The sequence below is a fragment of the Natronorubrum amylolyticum genome (assembly GCF_052040145.1).
In the GTDB taxonomy this organism is placed as follows: Archaea; Halobacteriota; Halobacteria; order Halobacteriales; family Natrialbaceae; genus Natronorubrum.
This window is the reverse complement of the sequence record NZ_JBPPFW010000005.1, coordinates 63,073-83,718: the sequence shown is the minus strand read 5'-3', so window position 1 is coordinate 83,718 and position 20,646 is coordinate 63,073. Positions and strand designations below refer to the sequence as shown.

The following is a 20,646-nucleotide window of genomic DNA, read 5'->3' as shown; positions in this document are numbered from 1 at the left end:
GAGACTTAATTCTTGCCACACTCACCGGAAGACAACCGCTACGCCCTCTTGCGAAAATTTTGCCACGATTCCGAGTTTATAATAGTCGTCCATGTTGGTCTCGATCCTCCAATCCTAGCTGGCAACAGCCTTAAATAGCCACCCGTCGGGAGTGTCCACTCATGAACGAAAAAACCGAAGAACTCCGAGATATCTTCACCGACGTCACCGACGGCGAGGAAACCGTCACCGAATCCCAGGAGAACACGCGCGGCTCGCTCGAGCGAGACGAGCGAACGACCGAGGAGCGCCTCGAGAGCGTCGTCCAGCAGATGCGCGAACGCTACGCGTTCGAGACGTCGCTGTCGAACGAGGACCTCATCGGCGTCGCAAAAGCCTTCTACGAGGGCGACAGCGACGACGAGATCGCCGCCGACTTCGGCGTCGATCCGGCAGACGTGTTCGAGGCACGGATGTCGTTACACCTCATAGGCGAGGACGACGCCGACGAAGTCGACCTCGCCGCCATCCGCAATCGCGAGGAAGACGACGCCACGCTCGCCGACGAGTACGACGTCAGCAGCGCCCAGATCCGACGCTACCGCCGCATCGCCGCGGCCGAAGACGAGTCGCGAGCGGCGAACGACCGCTACCGCGACGAGTTCAACAGTCTCCTCGCGGATGCGGACCTCTCCGAGCAAATGACGACCGACGTTCGCGAGGACGGTCTCGGGGACGCGACGGAGGGGATGGAGACGGACGTCGAGTTCTAAGAACGAACTTTTTTACTCTCGGGTCGGCCAAAGGCCGACCTCTCGAGCAAAAAACTTCGATGAAAAAATGCCGAGCGCGCCAGCGGCGCGCTCGGTACGATTGCTTGCACCGCATACGAATACGGTCGTCTACGCACTGTTTCTGGTCGGGATAGCTATCAAATCTACCGGTGACAAATTCGGTACTCACTGCGGTCAGTACAGGTGAAGGCGTTGCCAGCCGGACCGATCAGGCTCCGTACGGTGGCGCACGCTGTCGGTCGGCCGAACGAAAGTGAGGCCGGGCGACGAAAACGTGCGAGGGATGAGCGAGTGAACATCGTGAACGAGCGAATCGGTTGGGGTGGGTGTGGCACTCATCGTTGCCAGCAACTGCAGAACACTCGTTTCCGTTAGCCTCGTTTCGCAACACGAGCGTTCACTACGCCCAGCGAGTGAGCGTGCTTTGCACTAATACCTCAGCTAACGGCCAGCGAATCGATAGCGTCGTCCGGAGATTTATATACGAATAGGCGGCCAGACGGTCCGTGTCTCGAGCCCACGTCTCGTTTAGCGACCTGCGAACCGCCACCTACTGCCCACGGAAGTGCTACTATCAGCGGACGAGCGACGACGCCGATCGGGAACCACCGCCGCAGGTCGAGTCGATTCGCGCGCTCGCGACGCGGTACGAGGAACTCCTCGAGGCCCCTGCAGGCGCGCTCGAGTCGGAACCGATTGCCATCGCGCCCGTTCAGTATCGTGACCGCCTCGGGACGACTCGAGAGCGACTCGCGGATGCCAACCAGTGGAGCCGTCTCTGTGAGCCCAGTGATCAAGACGTCTACGCCAGCGGTCGCGACTGCCACGGGGTCGTCCACAAGGTCCTCGAGGACCCCCTCGAGCCGGTGCTCGTCTCGGCCGGTGAGCCGCCCGATCAGGGTATCTGGGAGCCTCAATCGGTTCACGCCGTCGCAGCCGCCAAGGCGCTGGCGTGGGAGCACCAGCAGCGAGTCGACCGGGTTTGGCTCGAGTACCCCGCCTACGGCGTCATCCGGACCGTCGACCTGACGACGCGGCGAAAGGCCCGGTATCGCCGCGCGCTCCGGACGGTCCGCGACCTCGACGGGCCGCCGGCCCGGACGAACAACCGGTCGAAGTGCGACGCCTGCGAGTTCGCGACCCAGTGTGGCGTTCGGACGCGAACGCTGCGTTCGCTGCTCGGATTCTGAATCGCGGCTCGGTTCGGGTTGCGACGATTCACGGATCAGGTGGTCGACCAGCGACTCGATAGTCAGGCCGGATGTCCAGCAATTCGACGGTCAGTCAGTGCTCCTCGAGCCACGCCTCGATCTCGTCGGCCAGCGCACCACGACGGTGAATCGTCCCCGCGGAAACGTCCACGACGGTGCTTTCGCTCGTCGCGTCGAACTCGCTCGGATCGGCCTCGAGAACGACCGCTTCCTCGAGCACTCGATCGCCGATTTCCTCGACTCGCCGGGCGCTCGGCTCCCCGCTGACGTTGGCGCTCGTGGCCGTAATGGGCCGCTCGGCGCGCTCGAGGAGCGCGAGCGCGGGCTCGCAGTCGGGGACTCTGACCCCGACGCGATCCGCTCCGGCCGTGAGAACGTCGGGAACGGCGTCCGTGCGCTCACAGAGCAACGTCACGGGTCCCGGAAGAAAATCCGCGCCGAACACCCGTTCGCGCTCGCTCGCTCGAACGTACCCTTCCTCGACGGCCGTCTCGAACGTCGGGACGGCGAACGAGATCGGTTTCGACCGTTCTCTCCCCTTCACCTCGAAGACGCGCTCGACGGCGTCGGCATCGAGCGCGTCGGCGCCGAGTCCGTAGACGGTCTCGGTCGGATACACCACTAGCTCGCCCGCACGGATCGCCGCCGCCGCGCGCTCGAGTGCGTCTGCGTCCGCGGTCATGCGTCAGTATCGATCCGTCCGCGGCAAAAGCGTACCGTCCCGTGCGCTGGCGGCATGCAGCCGTTGGTTTCGGGTCGAGAGTCGACCGACTACTCGAGCCCTAACCGCTCCTCGAGCTCGTCATAGTCGGGGAACTCGGGCCACTCGGTGGCGACCCAGACGGCCTCGACGGTCAGATCGGGCTCTACGGCGACAAACGCGAGTCGCGGCTCGCTGATCCCTGCCATCCCGTCCAGCTCGTGGGCGATACCGTAGGCGTCGGCGATCTCGTTGGCCGGATCGGCGAAGATGCCGACCGGCAACTCGTTCTCGTCGAGGAACCGCGAGACGGCGTACGGTGTCGAGGCGGTGACGCCGACGACGCGATCCGCGCGGTCGGCCCAGTCGCGCTCGTCGAGTTCGTCCCAGACGTACTTAGCGACGAACGAGCCGATCATGGGCGTGAAGACGACGATCGTTCGGCCGCCCTCGCCGGCGAGTTCGGAGAGCGTCCGGTCCTCCCAGAACTCGTCGGTCACGAGCGGCCGCGTGAACGCAGGCGCTTCGTCGCCCGACTCGAGGTGATCCGTTGGTCCGAGATCGACGACCTCGAAGTCCGGCATTAGTTCTCGCCTCCGTAGGTCGACTCGAGGTAATCGACGATGTTCGCGCTCTCGGCCATCGTCACGCCGGTGGTCTCGTCGACCACGACGGGGACGGTTCGGACGCCGGCGACGCGCTTGACGACGTCTCGCCGCGAGTGGAGCGGTTCGACGAACCGCGAGCGGTAGTCGAGATCGTACGCCTCGAGCAGTCGAGCGACGCGTTCGCAGTACGGACACGCCTGCAGGCGGTAGAACGTGATCGGCGCCTCGCCGTCTGCACTGGTGGCTGCTCCCATAGCCTTCGTTGGGGAAACGGGTGGGTAAACGTGTCGTCGCCGGCGAACCAGGCCATAAATGGTAAACGGTTAACCGATCCAGCTATTATGAACGACATCAATGGCGTTGTCTCCGCTGCTCGAGGTCGTGTTTGCTGCCTACGACGTGCCCATCCTGGATCTCGCGTTCGAACAGTCGACGGTGACGATCGTCGGGGCCCTCGCTGTGGTGGTCCTCATCCTGCTTTCGGGATTCTTCTCCTCCTCGGAGATCGCGATGTTCAACCTGCCGAAACACCGCCTCGAGGGGATGGTCGAGGACGAGGTTCCGGGAGCGGAGCTCGTCAAATCCCTGAAAGACGATCCACACCGGCTCCTCGTGACGATTCTCGTCGGCAACAACATCGTCAACATCGCGATGTCCTCGATCGCGACGGCGATTCTGTCGATCTACTTCGGCGGCCTGGTCGGCGTGTTGCTGGCCACCTTCGGGATCACCGCCCTCGTCTTGCTGTTCGGTGAGAGCGTACCCAAGTCCTACGCGGTCGAGAACACCGAATCGTGGGCGATCCGCATCTCGAGGCCGCTGAAGGCCACGGAGTACCTGCTGTTCCCGCTCATCGTTCTCTTCGACTACCTCACTCGACAGGTGAACAAACTCACGGGGTCGACGGGCGCGATCGAATCGCCCTACGTCACTCGCGACGAGATCCAAGAGATGATCGAGTCGGGCGAGCGCGAGGGCGTCTTAGAGGAGGAAGAACACGAGATGCTCACGCGGATCTTCCGTTTTAACAACACCATCGTCAAGGAGGTCATGACGCCGCGACTCGACATGACGGCGGTTCCGAAGGACGCGAGCATCGACGAGGCCATCGAGACCTGCATTCAGAGCGGCCACGCGCGCATCCCGGTCTACGAGGGCAGTCTCGACAACGTCCAGGGCGTCGTCCACATCCGCGACCTCGTGCGCGATCTCAACTACGGCGAGACCGAGGCCGAGGATCTGGAACTCGACGATCTCATCCAGCCGACGCTCCACGTTCCCGAATCGAAGAACGTCGACGAACTGCTGACCGAGATGCGCGAAAACCGGATGCACATGGCGATCGTCATCGACGAGTTCGGCACCACGGAGGGGCTGGTGACCGTCGAGGACATGATCGAGGAGATCGTCGGCGAAATCCTCAAAACGGGCGAGGACGAGCCGATCGAGGAGGTCGACGAGCACACCGTCATCGTCCGCGGGGAGGTCAACATCGAGGACGTCAACGAGGCGCTCGACATCGATCTGCCGGAGGGCGAGGAGTTCGAGACGATCGCCGGCTTCATCTTCAACCGTGCGGGCCGACTCGTCGAAGAGGGCGAGGAGATCACTTACGACGGCGTCCGCATCACCGTCGAGGACGTCGAGAACACCCGCATCATGATGGCGCGACTGCGAAAACTCGAGCAGCCCCCGGAGCCGGAAGGCGAGAACGGGGACGAGGAAGCGACGGAAACGGACGAGGAGTCGGTAGCGCGGGACTGATCGTCGGTTCTGACTCCTCCGTCGTCCCTCGCTACGTGCCGTCTTCGACGTCGAGCATTCGCTCCCGGAGCTCCCGGCCTCGTTCGGAGTCGACCCGCAGTTCTGGTACGGGGACCGTGGAGCCGTCTTCGTCGATGGCGACGAAGGTGAACGAGGATTCGGTCGTCCGTTCGGTCTCCCCGCTTCTCGGCTCTTCGCGCCACGCCCGCAAGCCGACGTGGACGCTCGTCCGACCCACGTCGTAGACGAAGGCCTCGACCAGCGCGGTGTCGCCGATCCCGATCGGTCGCTCGAAGTCGAGTTCGTTGACGCGGGCGGTGACGCAGGTCTCGCCGGCGAAGCGCATCGCTGACATCGCTCCGACCTCGTCTAACCATTTCATGAGGTTGCCACCGTGGAGCGTGTCGTTATTGTTCGCGTGGTTCGGCTGGACGCGGAATCGGTTCTGGATGTGCGTCTCGAGGATGGTCGGCATACGACCTTCTTCGCAGGAGGGGGTGAAGAAAACACGCACTGAACCGCACGTCTCACGCGACGATTTGAGGGAACTCCTGTCTCTCGCTCGACTCCCGTCGCTGACTCGCGGCTCGTACTCGACTCTCTTCGCCGACTCGTGCACCGGGGATGGTCACGAACGATCCGTCAACGCTCGTTCGTCGTCCCGGTGCTCGTCTTCTCGAGTTTCTCGTCGATGACGTGCACGGTTCGCTCGAGGACCGCGCCGCTGACTACGTAACCGCGGTCGCGAAGTCGTTCACGGTACCGGCGGAGTGCGACCGATAGTCGGAGCGCATCGGAGCGTCGAATCTCCACGGTTTCACCCCGTTGCCGTGCGTCCGCCATCTCGAGTCGGAGCGTTCGGTGCCGGTGTGCTTCGCCGAGCGCGTCCGCTTCCATGGCCGCTTCAGCCATCTTGTCTAGTGCGTACAGACACGCGTCGAAGTGCTCCTCTTCCTCGTCGTCGAGATAGATCGGATCGGTTACCTCGTCGAGTCGGTTCAGCGCCCCGTACAGCGTGTCGAACGAGTCGTTCATCCGTATCCGATCGTAGCACACTGTCGTTGATTACTATACGATAAATAAACCGTTGCAGCGTACGGATTTCGACCGATTTGCGTGGTTTCATCTCCGCTGAGTTCTCACGTGTCGTCGAGCTACGGTTCCCGATCCGACACCCGTCACGACGAGGGTACGGGGCGCTTAGGCGTTCCGTCCCAGCTCAGCCAACAGATGCGAGACGTGAATTCGATCGCTCGAGCCCTCGTGCATTTCGAACTCGATGTCGGCGGCCAGTCGGTGTACCTGCGCCAGTTTATCGCCCTGATATCGCTTTCGCGCCACCTCGAGGATCGAGTCGATGACCTCCTCGCCGTCGAGCCCTTCGTCAACGAGCAGATCGTCCAGTGCCTTGCGAGCGTCCGTGAACGCCCCCGCTTCGGCGTCGTCGAGCATCGCCTCGATCTCCTCGGCGAGCCCGACCTCGCCGATCGTCTCGTAGGCCGCCTGCATCGTCAGCTCGCCCTCGTCCTCGACGGTCGTCTGGGCGGCCAGAATGGCCTGTCGGAGGTTGCCGTTCGCGTAGCCCGCGACGAACTCGAGCCCGTCGTCCTCGTAGTCGACGCCCTCCCGTTCGACGATTCGCTCGAGCACCGTCACGATCTCGGGACTCGAGGGCGCTCGGAATGAGACGGGGAAACACCGCGAGCGGATCGGCGGGATGAGCTTCGTGGGCTGACGGGTCGCGATGATAAACTGGGTCGTCCGGTGGTGTTGCTCCATGATCCGGCGCAGCGCCTGCTGGAAGTCCTCACGGACGTCCTCGGCGTTGTCTAGCAGGATCGTCTTGTACTCGCCGGAGACGGAGGCGTAGCTCGCCGACTCCTTGAGGACGTGGTTGATCATGTCCCGTTTGGACAGCGAAGAGCGGCCGACGAGGAACTGTTCGAAACGGGGATCGTTCTTGATCTCGGTCTTCGTCCGGCCGAAGAAGTCGGCGACGTTGATCTCGATCAGGTCGTTGTCGGGGTCCGAATGCGCTTTGCGGGCGAGTGCGCGCGCCGCCGCCGTCTTCCCGCTGCCGGGTGGTCCCTGCAGGAGGAGGTTGATCGGCTCGTCGACGGCGCGCTCGAGGTACTCTCGAGCGTCGTCCTGTGGCAACTCGGCCAGCTCGGGGGCGTGGGTGTCGGTCCACAGCGGCGCGTCCATCGCCAGTCGATAGGGACGGGGCGGGTAAGAATCGGTCGGTTGCCCCTCGTGCGCTACTCGGTTTCGCTCGCTTCGTCCTCGACGTCCTCCGCTTCTGCGACGTCCGCGATCGTGAACGTCGTTTCGACGCCGTCGCCGTCCTCGTCTTCGAACGGCGTCGGCTCGTCGTCGCCCGGCTCGCCCTCGTAGAGTCTCGCGGTGAGTTCCTCGTCGTCGTCGATCTCGACATCCTCGTCGAACTCGGCCGTGACGTTGCTGTGTTCGCCCGGCTCGAGGTCGTCGCTCGTTCCAACGAGGCTGCCGTTCTCGGCTTCGATCCCGACGAAGCCGTCGACCGGGATCGCGACGTCGGTCGTGACGTTTGCCTCGCTCGCGTCGACCACCTCGATCGCGGGATCGGTGTGGAACTCGAGATCGATGGTCGTGACGGCGCCGTCGGCGTCGGTGTAGACGCCGATCGGCTGTTCGCCCGGTGGCGCGCCGACCGTGTCGATCTGGAAGGTCACCTCGCGGGTCTCGTCGCCGTCCAGTTCGAGCACCTGTTGCTCGAGGACGGTGCCGCCGAGGCGGAATTCGACGTTCTGTTGGGTTTGGAGCTCCGTCGGATTGGTGATCTCGGCGGTGATCTCGATCGTCTCGTTCGTGGTCGCCGAGGCGGGGGCGTCGATCGAGTCGACGAGGAACGAGTCCGACAGCGCGTCGTCGTCCATGGTCGTCGTCACCGACGCCGTGTCCGAGACGGGGAAGCCGTCCTCGAGGTAGGGTCGATCCTCCTCGCCCTCGGTCTCCTCGTAGGCGTAGCCGTCGCCGGTCGTATCCTGGTGAACCGTCGCGGTGAGCTGGCCGACGAGGTCCTCCTCGGCGTCCTCCGCGCGCTCGATCGTCACGTTCTCGTGCGTGCCCGCCTCGAGATAGTCGGAGACGGCGAGCGGCTCATCACCGCCGTCGGTGAGAACGACGAAGCCGCCGTCCGAGAGCGTTACCTCCTGGATCGTGACGTTATCGCCGGTCCCTTGCTGGTCTTCGAACTCGATCGATGCTTCGGGGTCGTCCTCGACGCCGAAGATGGCGGGGGCCTGCCCGACGACGATTCCCGCGGCGAGGACGATCGCGATCGCGATCAGGATCGCGCCGACGCGTTTGATGGTTCCCAGTGTCGATTTGGCGCTCATGGGGGCTACTTGTGGTGGCTGTCGCGGAACGATTCCCGGTCGAACTCGGTCGCCATTACGAGTCGTTTCACGGTCCATCGATGTAAAACGTCGAGGTGATTCGCTTGTTTCGGTAATTGCAGTTCGTTGAGAGCAGTTCGCGGCGCGTTCTCGACGCTTCGATTCGTTCGTCGGTGTGGGGTCGACGTCTGACAATTCTCACCGAAAAGACTTGTCCGTGCCTGGTGATGATTATTTCCGAACATGTATCCGAATGGTTAAATCGAATGTGCCCGTGAACGGCGGACGCCGCCCCGTCTGCGAGTGATCCGTCGAAACGCATTGACGCGTTGCCATTGTTCCGAACTAGCACTCAATGAATATAATATATAATTATATATAGAAACACAAAATTCAGATGAAAAAGATTCTAGATAAAGTTTATTTATCAATGGAATATGTCTGGATATATGAGGCCCTTGCCGTCAACTGCCGCCCCTCGAACGACTGGTGTCGACGACCGAGTTCCGCACGAGAAATCGTCGCGCCGCCGATGGACGCCATCACTGCCGACGGCAGTCGTCCGTGACGCTCGAGACGACCGAAACCGATCGATGGAACGCGCCACAGATCGATGATCGTCGCTGCAACACTGACGGTACTCGGTTTGGTGATCGGGATCGGAATCGTTCAGTGGCACGGACTTCGGCTCTCCGGAGTCCTCGTCGTGCCGCTCTTTGCGGTGTACGCACTGTACGATTTCGTCGCGCTCCCGGCGTTCGCACTCGCCACCGTGGTCGCCTACGCCGGGTTGACGGTTCTCCAGCGCCGAACGTTACTGTTCGGACGCCAGCTGCTGTTGGCCAGTATGGGGATCAGTATGATCGTCCCGCTCGGCGTGCTCGGTGGGCTGACAGTGATCGGGTTTCCCACTCTCACGCTTTCGGCAGTGACGTTCGTGGGGAGTATCCTGCCGGGGGTCGCGGCGTACAACTACCACCAACTCGAGGCGGACCGACGCCGCGACGACGTGCTGTTGAGCGTCTCGGCGCTGATCGGCCTGATCGGCGTCGGCGTCGCACTCGTCAACCTCAGGCTGGCCCCGTATCTCGGCCAGCTCACGCCACCGGTGTTGTACGGTCACAACTCCGACATCGCAGCGATCCAGCAGGCGTCGGTGGGAGACGCGGTGTTCTCCCTCGGTGCGTCGCTCTCGCTGGTCTTCGGTGCGATTCTCGTCGGGATGGTCGTCTCCGAGGGAGCGTACCTCCGCTGGGGTATCAGGCTCAACGGCATCATCGCGCTGCCGCTGTTAGCGCTGTTCACGCTCCAGTCGGTGTCGGTACTCCCGCTCTACGCTGCGGGTCTCGCCGTCGTCTACTGGTTGCTCGCGCAGATCCACCGTCGGACGCTGCTGTACGGACGGGTGTTGCTCGCAATCGGACTGGTGATCGCGGTCGCCGGCTCCGTGCCGATCGGTATCGTCGCACCGGTCACGTCGGGTCTCCACCTGTTCTTTACGGCGATTCTGGTCGGAATCGGCGCGTACAACCTTCACCGGATGCCGCCCGAACACCGGTCGACGTCGCTCGCGCTCTCCGCGGGCGCGTTCGTCCTCTTCGTCGGCATCTTGGGACTGCTGATCACTCCGGCAGAGACGGGACTACTCGCGGATCCAGGCCTCATCGAGTTCGGCATCGGGGCGGTCGCAGTGACCGCTGGCGCGATCGCTTCGATCCGACTCGAGCGACTTCGTCCGAGCGCACCAACGCGTCGACACGTTACCGCCAACGATCCCACCTGATCGGCACACCATGTCATATCCAACCCCCAACCCACCAGTGACCGAATCGCTCACACGAATCGCAAAGCGGCTGACGACGTCGTTCACCCGCGGTGACGCCCACCGCCAGCGGCTGTCGGAGATCGACGTCCGTATCGTCGTCTCGGGCACGCGCGGCAAGTCCGGGACGACCGAGCGGCTGTACGACGTCCTCCGCTCTCGCGGGTACGACGCCTACGCGAAGATCACCGGCAACCACCCGCTGTCGCTGTACGGTGGCCGGGAACACGAGATCAATCGCGGTGAGCGCGTCACGCTCTACGAGAACGTTCGCGAACTCCGCAAGTATACGCCCGTCGACGCGCTGATTCTCGAGAATCAGGGCATCACGGACTACACGACGCGGATGATGAACGAGACGTTCGGGAAGCCCGACGTCCTCGTCGTCACGAACGTCCGGCAGGACCACCGCGATACGCTCGGCGGCAGTCGCGCCGATATCGCCCGCGCGTTCGCGAGAGCGACTCCCGAGGGGACCCACGTCGTCAGCGGCGAACAGGATCCGCGGCTCCAGGCCTACCTCGAGCGCGAACTCGAGACGGTCGGAGCAACGATCTCGCACGTCGACGTGCCGGACGAACACGCCGACGTTCCGGGTGCGGAAACGGTGTACGGCATCAACGAGGTCCTCGAAGCGATCGACGAGCCACCGCTTCCGGAACGCGTACTCGACGATATGCTCGAGGAGTTCCGCGTCGACTGGCACTCGCTTCCGGGCGGGCGGGTGTACAACGCCGCCGACGTCAACGACGTCGAGAGTACCGAACTGGTCAGACGATCGCTCGTCGACGACGAGGTGGTCCAGCCGTTCGTCTACCTGCGTCGCGACCGCCGCGCTCGGACCGCCTCGTTCCGTGACTATCTCGAGTCCCTCGCCGACGACGGTGCGATAGAACAGGCGCGCGTGGCGGGCGCTCACGCGGACCTGTTTGCCAAAAAAACGGACCTCCCGGTCGTCGTTCACGACGGGGACGCCGAAGAGGCGGGCGACGTCCTCGACGACGCGCTGGCGGACGGCTGGCCGGTGCTCGTCATGGGGAACACGGTCGCCGAGTTCATGCGGGATCTCGACGACGAGATTCGGCGGCGGACCGAGGCGGTCGACGGCCACCAGCGGACCGACGACAGTGAACAGTGCGACTCGCCGCGACTGTCCGTGCGATCCGAGGACAGTGCGGCGGATCGGAACGCACACGAAAACCCAATTGCTCCAAACCAATGACAGACGACTCGACAGACAACGACAGTGACGAACAGCACCGCTCGCGATCGTCGCGACGGAAATTCCTCGGCGTCGCCCTCGCCTCGCCCGCGTTGCTCGGGCTCGGCGTCGGAAGCTACGAGGCACTCTCCCGCTCCGAAGACTCGTACGACACGGCGCTGGTCTGTGAACTCTCCGGCGCACAGGACGACCTCGTGGGTAACCGGACGGCGGTCTCAGCTGACCCGCGACTCCTCGACGCGACGGGTCTCTCGGTCGGCCAGCAGCTTCGACTCGCCCGCTCCGACGACGAGTTCGCGACGTACACGGTCGTCGAAGACCGGCCGGAAGCGCCCGACGACATCGTTCGGATGTCGGACAGCGGGAAGTTCCGACTCGATCTCACCGGTCAGGTAGACGACGAGGCGGACGAACTGAACAGCTGTCCCGACCCGCGAACCGAACACTCGCTGCCCGACGAGTTCGAAGCTGACGTTTCGGCGACCGTTCCGGCTGACGATCTCTCGGTCGAGCAAGCGCGCGAGCGGGGTGAACTCGTCGAACGGCTCGACGAGCGCGACAGTTCGCTCGTCACGATCGCTCCACACGGCGGCGGGATGCAGCCCCGAACCGACGAACAGGCGGCCCTCGTCGGGGACCTCGTCTCGGCGACGAGCTGGCGTGCGCTCGGCTGGGGACCGACTCCCGCCGCCGGCGCGTTCCGTCGGTGGTACGTCCCGTCTACCGAACTCTCGCCGGCATCGTTCCCGAAACTCGAGGAGATCGCCGATACCGACTTCGACGTCGCCGTCGACTTCGGTGGCGTCTGCGAGTCGGGAATCGAGATCGGTGGTACCGCCGACGAGGCGCTTCGTGCGAGGGTCCGCGACTCGATCAACGACGCACTGCCGTCCTGTGCGGTCACGGCGGAGCTTCCCGACGAACCGCTCGGCACCGCAGACTCGATGCTGCTCAACCGGCTCGGTGACGACGGCGTCTTCGTCGCACAGAGCTACGCGACCCGACGCGCGTACTGGGAGCCGATCGCCCACGGCGTCGCCGCCGCCTTCGACGACGAGTTCGAGCCGACTGCGATGGCTGGAAGCTGCGAGTAAGCCACCACTCGATCGCGCTCATTTTTCGCGCCAATCCGAAGGCCGTATACTCCTACCCGACCGAACAGCAATCGATGCCACTGCGCGTGACGTTTCTGGGGACGGCCGGGGCGATTCCGACGACGGAGCGAAACCCGAGCAGTATCTTCGTCGCTCGCGAGGGCGAGCAGTTGCTGTTCGACGCCGGCGAGGGGACCCAGCGCCAGCTGATGCGATTCGGCACCGGCTTTTCGATCTCGCACCTGTTCGTCACGCACCTCCACGGCGATCACGTCCTCGGGATTCCCGGCTTGCTCCAGACGATGGCGTTCAACGACCGCGAGGAGCCGCTGGCGATCCACGCGCCCCACGGCACGCGCCGCCAGCTGAAGTCGCTGGTGAATGCGCTCGGCAACCGCCCCTCATTTCCCGTGCGAATCAAGGAGGTCGGCGACGGCGACGTCGCCTATCGCGCCGACGAGTACGAGGTCCGCGTCTTCGAGACCGACCACGACGCCCGGTCGGTCGGCTACGCACTCCTCGAGGACGACCGCAAGGGCCGTTTCGACCGCGAACGCGCCGAAGAGCTTGGCGTTCCAGTGGGACCGAAGTTCTCGAAACTCCACGCCGGCGAGTCCGTCGAACTCGAGGACGGAACCGTCGTCGATCCGGAACAGGTCGTTGGCGAGCCTCGACCCGGCCGATCGATCGTCTACACCGGTGATACGCGACCCACGACGGCGACGATCGAGGTCGCGGACGAGCCCGATCTGTTGATCCACGACGCGACGTTCGCCGACGACCGGGCCGATCGGGCCGCGAAGACGGCCCACTCGACGGCCCGACAGGCAGCCGAAATCGCGAACCGCGCGGGGGCGGACCGGCTCGCCCTGATGCACCTCTCCTCCCGGTACGCGGGCCACGTCGGGGACCACCTCGAGCAGGCCCGCGAGGTGTTCGAGGGGGAGGTGTTCCTCCCGGACGACGGCGACGAGCTCGAGATTTCCTATCCGGACGCGTAACTTTCCCGTCGGCCGATCGGCGGGGCAGCGACGCCACGGGGTCCGTTGCGACACATTGCGGCCATGCAGTTTCCGACCCAGGGATTTTCGCGCCGAGCGACTAGCCCTACGAAATGCGTCACATTCAGGTCACGATTCCGATCGGGAGTCGGGAGACGATACTGCCGAGATCGACGAACCGACGGAGATCGAGGACGCGGCTCCGTAGGCGTCCGCTGAATCCCGACTACCCCGTTCCGATGAGTTCAACCTCGTCGGATCCGCACCGCTGGCACTACTGGTGGGCCGAATCGCTGAAACTCGTCCCGCAGCTCGGGCACCGGTCGCGTTCCGTCTCGATGCCGGCCGTCCCGCACACGCCACACTGCTTTCGGGACGCTTTGAAGTGGGCGTTGCAGGCCTCACATCGGTTACGTACCGCGCATACGTAGACATCGAGCGAGACGGTAAAATGGGTTGGGCCGTCATTTCGAGGACGGTTCGATTTCGGTCGTCGTTGTCGCTGCTCGTCGCTGATCGTCGCTCGTCGACTACTATCTCGAGTGGGACACTCCGCCAAGAGCGGGATTACGACTCGCGCTCGGAGGCTCCCGCCTTCGCTCAGAGCCGGTCGGCGTAGCCCCCACAGTCCGCCGTCTCGCACTCAGTGCCGTCGAGCCACGTCGCACCGGTGAGGTCGGCGTCGGTGAGATCCGCACCGACCGGATACGAACTCGTCAGGTCGGCTCCCGTGAGGTCCGCGCCCGAGAGGTCGACGGTCGGAAAGACCGCGTCCGTCAGATCTACATCCGAGAGATCCGCGTTGGAGAGGTCGGCATTCGGGAGGGTTGCATCGGTCAGATCCGCACCGGACAGGTTTGCCTCGGCGAGGTCGGCGTCCTCGAGGTCCGCATCGACTCCCGTCGCACCCGACAGATCGGCTCCCGCGAGATTCGCCCCGGAGAGGTCGGCTCCCGTGAGATCGGCGTCGACGAGGCTCACGTCGGCGAGCTCCTCGCCGGAGAGCGCCGCGTTCGAGAGATCGAGACCGGAGAGGTTCACACCGGTGATGTTCGCGTTCGTGAGCGCGCCGATCAGGACCGTCGCGTCTCTGAGGTCTGCGTCCTTGAGATCTGCACCCTCGAAATTCGCGAGAAAGAGATTCGCCTCGCTGAGGTCTACACCGCGGAGGTCCGCGTTCGTCAGCGTCGCCTTCGAGAGGTCGGTACCCGAGAGATCACACCCTGACAGATCCGCACCCTCGAGATCGGCTTCGGACTCGATCGTGTATCCGTTGCACTCTTCCCCGCCGATACCGAGTCCCGCGAGACAGCCAGATAGCCCGACGGCGGTGCTGCCGGCAGTGACGGCACCCATGCGCTGGAGTAGCTGGCGTCTGGACGGCCTCGAGTCAGCGCGCGTGGGATCGCTGTTTGGCATGTTTACGTCACCCGAATCGCGTCGTTCATCGAAGAAGGATAACGAGTTGTCAAATCTTTTGTGGTCTGCCCCCTCGAGCGGTCGATCGCGTTCGGCTCCCTATTCGCGTTCGTTTCGAGCACCTCGCATCGCTGACGGGATCGTCCGGCGTGTCTCTTGCGTTCCGGCTCTCACGGTCGTCGCCGGCCGCTCGAGTATCGTCGGGTCCTCGATCGGTGCGACGCGCTCACGTTTCGTCCACCGCGTCGTGAGATGGCTCGTCTACCGCGAGGGTTATCGGTGCTCGCGTGCGCGTCGCCCAGACGCCACCTGCGGCGACGAGTCCCGCGGTGATGCCTGCGAGGAGCGCGTTGACGAGCAAACCGCCGATATCGATCGAGATCGCAAGCGGAATCGTCCCGAACAGCGCCGCGAGGGTCCAGAAGACGGCCGTCGCGACGCCCATCGCGAGACCGGCCGTGACATACGTCGTCGATCGGTCGTGCTTGAGTCGCCAGCCGAGAAATGCGCCGACGAAGACGGCGACGAGGATCGCCAGATACGGGGTGCCCGTGAGGGGGATCGAAAACGCCGCTTCGAACGCGGCGTCGAAGCCCGCGACGCCGTCACCCATTTCGGCGATGTCCTCGTCGACCGCATCGCTGAGGATAGCGAACAGGCCGTAGCCGACGGCGACCAGGGTGAGTAGCAGCGTCAGGTACGTCGTCCACGCCGCGACGATCGGCTGCTGTGCGAGATCGACGACCGACGCTCCGTTCGGATCGTCCCCCCGTCCGCGTTCCAGTTCGTCGCCCCGTTCCGACGATCCGCCGCCTCGGTCTATCCGCTCGGCCGGTTCGACGTGCTCGTCGGTTTCTGTCTGATTCTCCCGATTGTCCATACGACTGTCGTGACCGCTTGCTCCTTAGCGGTTTGGTCGACGGCCGGCACGAACCCGCGCCGGATTTATCACCGACTCGCCCCTAGGGCCGGCCGTGAGTACGCGAACGAGTGCCCTCGATGCGGTCGTTTTCGGCGTCGATATCCAAAGCGGTGACGTGCGGGGCGACGCTCCCTCCTACGCGCTCGTCGTCTACGACGGCGAGGACGTGAGCCGGGACGTCGTCTCCCACCGCAAACTCCGGCGACTGATCGAGGACGAGGAGCCGGCGATCATCGCGACGGACAACATGTACGAGCTGGCGGCCGACAAGGATCAGCTCATCCACTTTCTGGGCTCGCTTCCGTCCGGAACCAAGCTGGTGCAGGTGACGGGCGCCGAACAGCCCGAACCGCTCTCCCGCGTCGCGAAACGCCACGGCATCCCCTACGGGAAGGATCCGATGCAAGAAGCCGAGGCCGCGGCCCGACTGGCCGCCCACAACGTCGGCCACGAGGTCTCGGCCTTTACCGACACGACCGAGGTCAAGGTCGCCCGCGGCCGCTCCACCGGCAGCGGGGGCTGGAGCGAGGACCGCTACACCCGTCGCATCCACGGCTCGGTCAGGAAACGAGCCCGCGAGGTCGAGTCCGCACTCGAGGACGAAAACCTCGAGTACGAGCGAGACGCCCGCGAGGCCTACGGCGGCTTCGCGAACGCCGTCTTCACCGTTCAGGCCCGGCCGCAGGACATCCCTGTCTCGCGCAATCGCTCGGGCGACGTCCGCGTCGAGATCGAACGCGAACGGCGGGACGGCATCGAGTTCCAGCCGCTCGTCAAACGCCGAGACCACGTCGTCGTCGGGATCGATCCCGGAACGACGACCGCCGTCGCCATCGTCTCGCTCGAGGGCGAGGTGCTGGACGTCTGGAGCTCGCGCACCAGCGACACCGCCGACGTGATCGAGTGGATCGTCGAGCGCGGCCGACCGATCATCGTCGCGGCGGACGTGACGCCGATCCCCGAAACCGTCGAGAAGTTCCGCCGAAGCTTCGACGCCGCGGGCTGGACGCCGACGAGCGATCTGCCGATCGACGAGAAACAGCATCGAACGCGGGAGGAGCCCTACGACGACGACCACCAGCGCGACGCGATGGCCGCCGCACTGTACGCCGTCGACGCCCACGAGGACCAGTTCGAGCGCATCGCCGACAAACTGCCGCCGGGGCTCGACCGCGGCGAGGTGACCGCCCGCGTCGTCGCGGGCGAGGAGAGCGTCGAGGCCGTCCTCCGGGATCTGGACGACGACGAGGAGCCCGAGGAGGAGTCTACGGAACACGAACCCCGCGAACTCACCGAGGAGGAACAACGGATCAAGGACCTCGAGCGACAGGTCGACCGACTCCAGTCACACGTCGGGACGCTCGAGGGCCGCATCGAGGACCGGGACGATCGGATCGACGAACTCGAGTCGAAACTCAGCCTCGCTCGCCGGGAAGAGCGCACGCAGGTTCGGAAGGACCGGGAGGTGAATCGGCTCGAGCGGAAAGCCAATCGCCTCGAGCGCGAACGCGACGAGGCTCGCGAGGCGGTCGAGGATCTGGAGGGGAAGGTCGAGCGGATGAAGGCGCTCTGGAAGCTCGATCACTCGAACTTCAGCGACGTCTCGGCGAAGAAGGAAGGGTTGGTTCCCGTCAAGGTGATCGAGAAGTTCACGAAGGGCGCGATTCGCGAGGCCGACGAGCAGTACGGCATCGCCGCGGGTGATGTCGTCTTCGTTCGGGACGCGAGCGGGGCCGGAAAATCGACGGCGGATCTCCTCGCGGGCTTCGAGCCGAGAGTCGTCCTGAAGCAGGGCGGGCTCTCCGAAATCGCCGACGAGATCCTCTTCGACGAGGAGATTCCGGTCGGCCCGGCCGACGACGTCGCCATGCAGGAGGTCGACGAACTGGCCGTCGCCCGCGAGGACGACGTCGAGGCGGTCATCGACGACTGGCACGGGCGAGCCGAAGAACGCGAGCGCGACCGCAAGGCGTCGATGGTCGACCAGCTCATCAGCGAACACCGAGCCGGAGACAACGAAGTCTGATATCGCAGCCGCGATTTTCCGCTCAGTCCACCGCTCAGTCCGCCGTGCTGACCGGTGAGAGCACCCGCGGCACCTCTTCGACCGCGACCTCGTCGGTCAGATCCTCCGGCTCGTCGACCGGCCCGTTGACGAACAGCGCGTGGGCGATAAAGCCGATCGCGACGACACCCAACGCGGTGATCGAGAGTTCGATCGCGACCGGCGTCGCGTAGCCGATTCCCGCTCCGAGACCGAGGCTCGCGGCGATACAGACCAACACCAGATCGTAGTAGTGGAGCGTGTATCCCATGCCAGTATCGAGGCGGTGAACCGACAAAATAGTTCGGAGCGCAATCGCAGCCCCGGCGGTCAGAACATCCCGAAGCTCTGGAGCATTCCCGAGATCAGCGCCTTGACGACCAGTCCGAGCCCGGCGAGGACCATCGCCATCCCGGCGGCGATCAGGAGACTCTCGTAGGCGATGAGTCCGATTCCGGCGAGCACGATAACGAGACCGACGATTCCCAGCGGTCCGAGATTCTGCAACATACGCAGGAGTGCCGAGCGGAGGAAAATAAACGGCGTGGTTTTCCGGCCTCGAGAGTCACTGCCGGCGCGTAGACGCCCTCACAAAATCGATAAAACATTAAACCGCTCGGCTCCGAACGACGACGTATGAGCGACGACGGTGAGGGCGGTCGGAAGAATCTCCGGATGCCGGAGGACGACGAGGTGTTCGCGACCGTCACCAACATGCTCGGGGCGAATCGGGTGAAAGTACGGTGTGCCGACGGCCAGGAGCGTACTGCGCGAATCCCCGGCAAGATGCAAAAGCGCATCTGGATCCGCGAGGACGACGTCGTCCTCGTCGAGCCGTGGGACTGGCAGGACGAGAAAGCCGACATCACCTGGCGCTACGAGAAGAGCGAGGCCGACCAGCTTCGTCGGGAAGGCCATATCCAGTAAAACCCAGCTTTTGCCGAGCGTCGACGCGACGTACGGCAGCGTAGCTGCCGTCGTCGCGTCAGAGCGCAGTGCAAAAGCTGGACCAAAAGCACTCCTCCCTCCCCTCCGTTCACTGCGTTCACTTCGGATCAGTCGTCGGCCCGCTCGATCACTACGTTCACTCGCGGTGAACGGCATCATTCGGGTTCTCCGAACCGCTCACTCGCCGACAGTACAATGGTGAATGTCTCACCGGCTGTACCGCAAATTCTCTGACCAAACGCCTGCCCTTCCCCGGTTTGTCCGCTCCTCGCAGCGCTCGGAGCGGACTCACGGCCATCGATTTTGCCCTGTTCGACATAACTGCCAGCATCGTACAGAAAGCTTATCTTCTCGATTTACATTCACGTATGCATGACTCTCAGTCGGCGTCAGCTCCTGCAGGGTGTCGGAGTCGGCGTCTCCGCGGGACTGATCGGACTCTCGGGATCTGCGTCGGCGTCGGCGTCTTCGTCTCCGTCGGGGACTTCTGCCCGCAGGGTGTTCGTCCACCCGCGCAACGGACTGCTGGGTGAGGTACTCGGTGTGGTCGAGGCTATCGGCGGGAGGACGCTCTTCGAGTTCGACAACTTCGAGTTCGTGGTTGCGGAGGTCCCCTCGAACAGCCTGGACGAGTTGCGCGGCGACCGTCGCGTGTCGTTCGTCGAAGAGGACGACGAGACGAGGATCCCCTCGGACTGGTCGCCGTCCCTCTCGGATATTCTGAACCCGCCGGACGACTCTGACTGTTCGACCCACCCTGACCAGCGACCCTCGTGGGGCGTCGAGCGCATCGGTGCCGACGAGGTCGACCCGGACGGATCGGGCGTCGACGTGGGGATTCTCGATACCGGCATCGAGTCGGACCACTGCAGCCTGTCGGTCGCCGGCGGTCGGAACTTCACCAGCGACGGGGGACCGACCGACTACGAGGATCGCCACGGCCACGGGACCCACGTCGCCGGCGTCGCGGGTGCGCCGGACAACGACCGCGGCGTCGTCGGCGTCGCTCCCGAGGCGAACCTGTACGCGGTGAAGGTGCTCGGCGACGACGGCTCCGGCCGGTACAGCGAACTGATCGCCGGGATCGACTGGTGTATGTCGAACGACGTGGAACTGATCTCGATGAGCCTCGGCGGCGAGGAATCGAGCTCCACGCTAGACGACGCGATCGAGGCCGCACATTCGGCGGGACACCTCCTACTCTGTGCGGCCGGTAACGAAGGGAACAACGGCGGCGACTCCTGTGACGAGGAGACGATGACTCACCCGGCGATGCACGACGACGTCGTCGCAGTTACTGCGATGGACGAAGACGATACGTTGGCGTCCTACAGCAGCGTCGGTTCGGCTGTCGATCTACTGGCGCCAGGGACGGACGTCAACTCGACTACCGTCGACAACCAGTACGCGCAGGCGAGCGGGACGAGCGTTGCCTGCCCGTTCGTCACCGGCGTCGCGGCGCTGGTCTGGGAGACCCGCGAGGAGTCCGGCCCGGGACCGAACGAGCCGGTCAGGGAGATTCTCGCCGAATCGGCCGAAGAAGTGCTCGGAACGTGTGCGGAGGGCGACGGACTCGTGGACGCCCGCGCCGCGGTCGGCGACGAGCGGGCGACCGACGGTGGCAGTCAGGACACGGATCGGGCCGGCGGGTTCTTCGACGGACTCCGGTCCGTGCTCGAGCGACTTGCGGACCTACTTGCGAGCTTTGTCGATTGGCTCCGGCGGCTGTTTTCGTAGCCGT

Annotated in this window: 21 protein-coding genes; 10 read left to right on the top strand and 11 right to left on the bottom strand. The window is 64.4% G+C overall.

All coding sequences use genetic code 11. From position 1 onward, the window contains the following. The first annotated feature begins 161 nt into the window (after positions 1 to 161). Together ACSFDB_RS18225 and ACSFDB_RS18220 are read left to right on the top strand one after the other, a co-directional pair. Positions 162 to 752, top strand: a complete 591-nt coding sequence (locus ACSFDB_RS18225) for a conditioned medium-induced protein 4 (protein WP_440772336.1) — start codon at positions 162 to 164, stop codon at positions 750 to 752. 527 nt (positions 753 to 1,279) lie between these two features. Next, entirely contained in the window at positions 1,280 to 1,963 is a 684-nt protein-coding gene (locus tag ACSFDB_RS18220) for a CRISPR-associated protein Cas4 (protein WP_440772335.1), read from the top strand. Between the two features lie 94 nt (positions 1,964 to 2,057). Here ACSFDB_RS18220 and ACSFDB_RS18215 read toward each other — a convergent pair whose 3' ends face one another. From ACSFDB_RS18215 to ACSFDB_RS18205, 3 genes are all read right to left on the bottom strand, one after another. Further along, positions 2,058 to 2,666 (bottom strand): L-threonylcarbamoyladenylate synthase, encoded by a 609-nt coding sequence (locus ACSFDB_RS18215; RefSeq protein ID WP_440772334.1) that lies wholly within the window; start codon positions 2,664 to 2,666, stop codon positions 2,058 to 2,060. A gap of 89 nt (positions 2,667 to 2,755) precedes the next feature. After that, positions 2,756 to 3,268, bottom strand: coding sequence for a redoxin domain-containing protein (locus ACSFDB_RS18210; RefSeq protein ID WP_440772333.1), 513 nt, complete (start codon positions 3,266 to 3,268; stop codon positions 2,756 to 2,758). Continuing rightward, positions 3,268 to 3,546 (bottom strand): glutathione S-transferase N-terminal domain-containing protein, encoded by a 279-nt coding sequence (locus ACSFDB_RS18205; protein ID WP_090312352.1) that lies wholly within the window; start codon positions 3,544 to 3,546, stop codon positions 3,268 to 3,270. Before ACSFDB_RS18205 ends, ACSFDB_RS18210 begins: the two co-directional genes overlap by 1 nt. Before the next feature lie 100 nt (positions 3,547 to 3,646). On the opposite strand from ACSFDB_RS18205, the gene ACSFDB_RS18200 reads away from it, so the two are divergent. Next, positions 3,647 to 5,056: a hemolysin family protein gene (locus tag ACSFDB_RS18200; protein WP_440772332.1), complete on the top strand. Its 1,410-nt coding sequence runs from the start codon at positions 3,647 to 3,649 to the stop codon at positions 5,054 to 5,056. Positions 5,057 to 5,087: 31 nt separating this feature from the next. Here ACSFDB_RS18200 and ACSFDB_RS18195 read toward each other — a convergent pair whose 3' ends face one another. The 4 genes from ACSFDB_RS18195 to ACSFDB_RS18180 form a co-directional block, all read right to left on the bottom strand. Beyond that, the gene (locus tag ACSFDB_RS18195; protein ID WP_440772331.1) at positions 5,088 to 5,531 is read right to left on the bottom strand and encodes an acyl-CoA thioesterase; all 444 of its coding nucleotides are present in this window, start codon (positions 5,529 to 5,531) and stop codon (positions 5,088 to 5,090) included. Between the two features lie 167 nt (positions 5,532 to 5,698). Then, the gene (locus ACSFDB_RS18190; protein ID WP_440772330.1) at positions 5,699 to 6,091 is read right to left on the bottom strand and encodes a hypothetical protein; all 393 of its coding nucleotides are present in this window, start codon (positions 6,089 to 6,091) and stop codon (positions 5,699 to 5,701) included. Between the two features lie 165 nt (positions 6,092 to 6,256). Further along, positions 6,257 to 7,261, bottom strand: coding sequence for an AAA family ATPase (locus ACSFDB_RS18185; RefSeq protein WP_440772329.1), 1,005 nt, complete (start codon positions 7,259 to 7,261; stop codon positions 6,257 to 6,259). Positions 7,262 to 7,314: 53 nt separating this feature from the next. Beyond that, positions 7,315 to 8,433, bottom strand: coding sequence for a DUF7282 domain-containing protein (locus ACSFDB_RS18180; protein ID WP_440772328.1), 1,119 nt, complete (start codon positions 8,431 to 8,433; stop codon positions 7,315 to 7,317). 613 nt (positions 8,434 to 9,046) lie between these two features. Between ACSFDB_RS18180 and ACSFDB_RS18175 the strand changes: the two genes are divergently transcribed. The 4 genes from ACSFDB_RS18175 (at position 9,047) to rnz (ending at position 13,572) form a co-directional block, all read left to right on the top strand. Next, positions 9,047 to 10,216 (top strand): poly-gamma-glutamate biosynthesis protein PgsC/CapC, encoded by a 1,170-nt coding sequence (locus tag ACSFDB_RS18175; RefSeq protein ID WP_440772327.1) that lies wholly within the window; start codon positions 9,047 to 9,049, stop codon positions 10,214 to 10,216. A 10-nt stretch (positions 10,217 to 10,226) separates the two neighbouring features. After that, positions 10,227 to 11,477 (top strand): Mur ligase family protein, encoded by a 1,251-nt coding sequence (locus ACSFDB_RS18170; protein WP_440772326.1) that lies wholly within the window; start codon positions 10,227 to 10,229, stop codon positions 11,475 to 11,477. Continuing rightward, positions 11,474 to 12,571: a poly-gamma-glutamate hydrolase family protein gene (locus ACSFDB_RS18165; RefSeq protein WP_440772325.1), complete on the top strand. Its 1,098-nt coding sequence runs from the start codon at positions 11,474 to 11,476 to the stop codon at positions 12,569 to 12,571. The genes ACSFDB_RS18170 and ACSFDB_RS18165 overlap by 4 nt, the downstream gene beginning before the upstream one ends. 74 nt (positions 12,572 to 12,645) lie before the next feature. Beyond that, positions 12,646 to 13,572 carry a ribonuclease Z gene (gene rnz, locus ACSFDB_RS18160; protein WP_440772324.1) on the top strand — a complete coding sequence of 309 codons (927 nt, stop codon included), beginning with the start codon at positions 12,646 to 12,648 and terminating at the stop codon, positions 13,570 to 13,572. A 600-nt stretch (positions 13,573 to 14,172) separates the two neighbouring features. Here rnz and ACSFDB_RS18155 read toward each other — a convergent pair. Further along, entirely contained in the window at positions 14,173 to 14,991 is an 819-nt protein-coding gene (locus ACSFDB_RS18155) for a pentapeptide repeat-containing protein (RefSeq protein ID WP_440772323.1), read from the bottom strand. 226 nt (positions 14,992 to 15,217) lie between these two features. Next, positions 15,218 to 15,871 carry an ABC transporter permease gene (locus ACSFDB_RS18150; protein ID WP_440772322.1) on the bottom strand — a complete coding sequence of 218 codons (654 nt, stop codon included), beginning with the start codon at positions 15,869 to 15,871 and terminating at the stop codon, positions 15,218 to 15,220. 94 nt (positions 15,872 to 15,965) lie between these two features. On the opposite strand from ACSFDB_RS18150, the gene ACSFDB_RS18145 reads away from it, so the two are divergent. Beyond that, positions 15,966 to 17,939 carry a DUF460 domain-containing protein gene (locus ACSFDB_RS18145; protein ID WP_440772321.1) on the top strand — a complete coding sequence of 658 codons (1,974 nt, stop codon included), beginning with the start codon at positions 15,966 to 15,968 and terminating at the stop codon, positions 17,937 to 17,939. A gap of 34 nt (positions 17,940 to 17,973) precedes the next feature. Here the strand turns inward: ACSFDB_RS18145 and ACSFDB_RS18140 are convergent, their stop codons facing one another. Then, entirely contained in the window at positions 17,974 to 18,228 is a 255-nt protein-coding gene (locus tag ACSFDB_RS18140) for a DUF8015 family protein (protein WP_440772320.1), read from the bottom strand. Positions 18,229 to 18,287: 59 nt separating this feature from the next. After that, complete coding sequence (locus ACSFDB_RS18135) at positions 18,288 to 18,467, bottom strand: DUF7470 family protein (RefSeq protein ID WP_440772319.1); 180 nt, start codon at positions 18,465 to 18,467, stop codon at positions 18,288 to 18,290. A gap of 126 nt (positions 18,468 to 18,593) precedes the next feature. On the opposite strand from ACSFDB_RS18135, the gene eif1A reads away from it, so the two are divergent. Both eif1A and ACSFDB_RS18125 read left to right on the top strand, forming a co-directional pair. After that, positions 18,594 to 18,884 carry a translation initiation factor eIF-1A gene (eif1A, locus tag ACSFDB_RS18130; RefSeq protein ID WP_006065309.1) on the top strand — a complete coding sequence of 97 codons (291 nt, stop codon included), beginning with the start codon at positions 18,594 to 18,596 and terminating at the stop codon, positions 18,882 to 18,884. A 393-nt stretch (positions 18,885 to 19,277) separates the two neighbouring features. Beyond that, positions 19,278 to 20,642, top strand: coding sequence for a S8 family peptidase (locus tag ACSFDB_RS18125; RefSeq protein WP_440772318.1), 1,365 nt, complete (start codon positions 19,278 to 19,280; stop codon positions 20,640 to 20,642). Positions 20,643 to 20,646: the final 4 nt, after the last annotated feature.

Bases quoted from the DNA above. Each gene is read 5' to 3' on its own strand.
- ACSFDB_RS18225 (WP_440772336.1), top strand. From the start codon at position 162: ATGAACGAAAAAACCGAAGAACTCCGAGATATCTTCACCGACGTCACC.
- ACSFDB_RS18215 (WP_440772334.1), bottom strand. From the start codon at position 2,666: ATGACCGCGGACGCAGACGCACTCGAGCGCGCGGCGGCGGCGATCCGT.
- ACSFDB_RS18210 (WP_440772333.1), bottom strand. From the start codon at position 3,268: ATGCCGGACTTCGAGGTCGTCGATCTCGGACCAACGGATCACCTCGAG.
- ACSFDB_RS18205 (WP_090312352.1), bottom strand. From the start codon at position 3,546: ATGGGAGCAGCCACCAGTGCAGACGGCGAGGCGCCGATCACGTTCTAC.
- ACSFDB_RS18200 (WP_440772332.1), top strand. From the start codon at position 3,647: ATGGCGTTGTCTCCGCTGCTCGAGGTCGTGTTTGCTGCCTACGACGTG.
- ACSFDB_RS18195 (WP_440772331.1), bottom strand. From the start codon at position 5,531: ATGCCGACCATCCTCGAGACGCACATCCAGAACCGATTCCGCGTCCAG.
- ACSFDB_RS18190 (WP_440772330.1), bottom strand. From the start codon at position 6,091: ATGAACGACTCGTTCGACACGCTGTACGGGGCGCTGAACCGACTCGAC.
- ACSFDB_RS18185 (WP_440772329.1), bottom strand. From the start codon at position 7,261: ATGGACGCGCCGCTGTGGACCGACACCCACGCCCCCGAGCTGGCCGAG.
- ACSFDB_RS18180 (WP_440772328.1), bottom strand. From the start codon at position 8,433: ATGAGCGCCAAATCGACACTGGGAACCATCAAACGCGTCGGCGCGATC.
- ACSFDB_RS18175 (WP_440772327.1), top strand. From the start codon at position 9,047: ATGATCGTCGCTGCAACACTGACGGTACTCGGTTTGGTGATCGGGATC.
- ACSFDB_RS18170 (WP_440772326.1), top strand. From the start codon at position 10,227: ATGTCATATCCAACCCCCAACCCACCAGTGACCGAATCGCTCACACGA.
- ACSFDB_RS18165 (WP_440772325.1), top strand. From the start codon at position 11,474: ATGACAGACGACTCGACAGACAACGACAGTGACGAACAGCACCGCTCG.
- rnz (WP_440772324.1), top strand. From the start codon at position 12,646: ATGCCACTGCGCGTGACGTTTCTGGGGACGGCCGGGGCGATTCCGACG.
- ACSFDB_RS18155 (WP_440772323.1), bottom strand. From the start codon at position 14,991: ATGCCAAACAGCGATCCCACGCGCGCTGACTCGAGGCCGTCCAGACGC.
- ACSFDB_RS18150 (WP_440772322.1), bottom strand. From the start codon at position 15,871: ATGGACAATCGGGAGAATCAGACAGAAACCGACGAGCACGTCGAACCG.
- ACSFDB_RS18140 (WP_440772320.1), bottom strand. From the start codon at position 18,228: ATGGGATACACGCTCCACTACTACGATCTGGTGTTGGTCTGTATCGCC.
- ACSFDB_RS18135 (WP_440772319.1), bottom strand. From the start codon at position 18,467: ATGTTGCAGAATCTCGGACCGCTGGGAATCGTCGGTCTCGTTATCGTG.
- eif1A (WP_006065309.1), top strand. From the start codon at position 18,594: ATGAGCGACGACGGTGAGGGCGGTCGGAAGAATCTCCGGATGCCGGAG.
- ACSFDB_RS18125 (WP_440772318.1), top strand. From the start codon at position 19,278: ATGACTCTCAGTCGGCGTCAGCTCCTGCAGGGTGTCGGAGTCGGCGTC.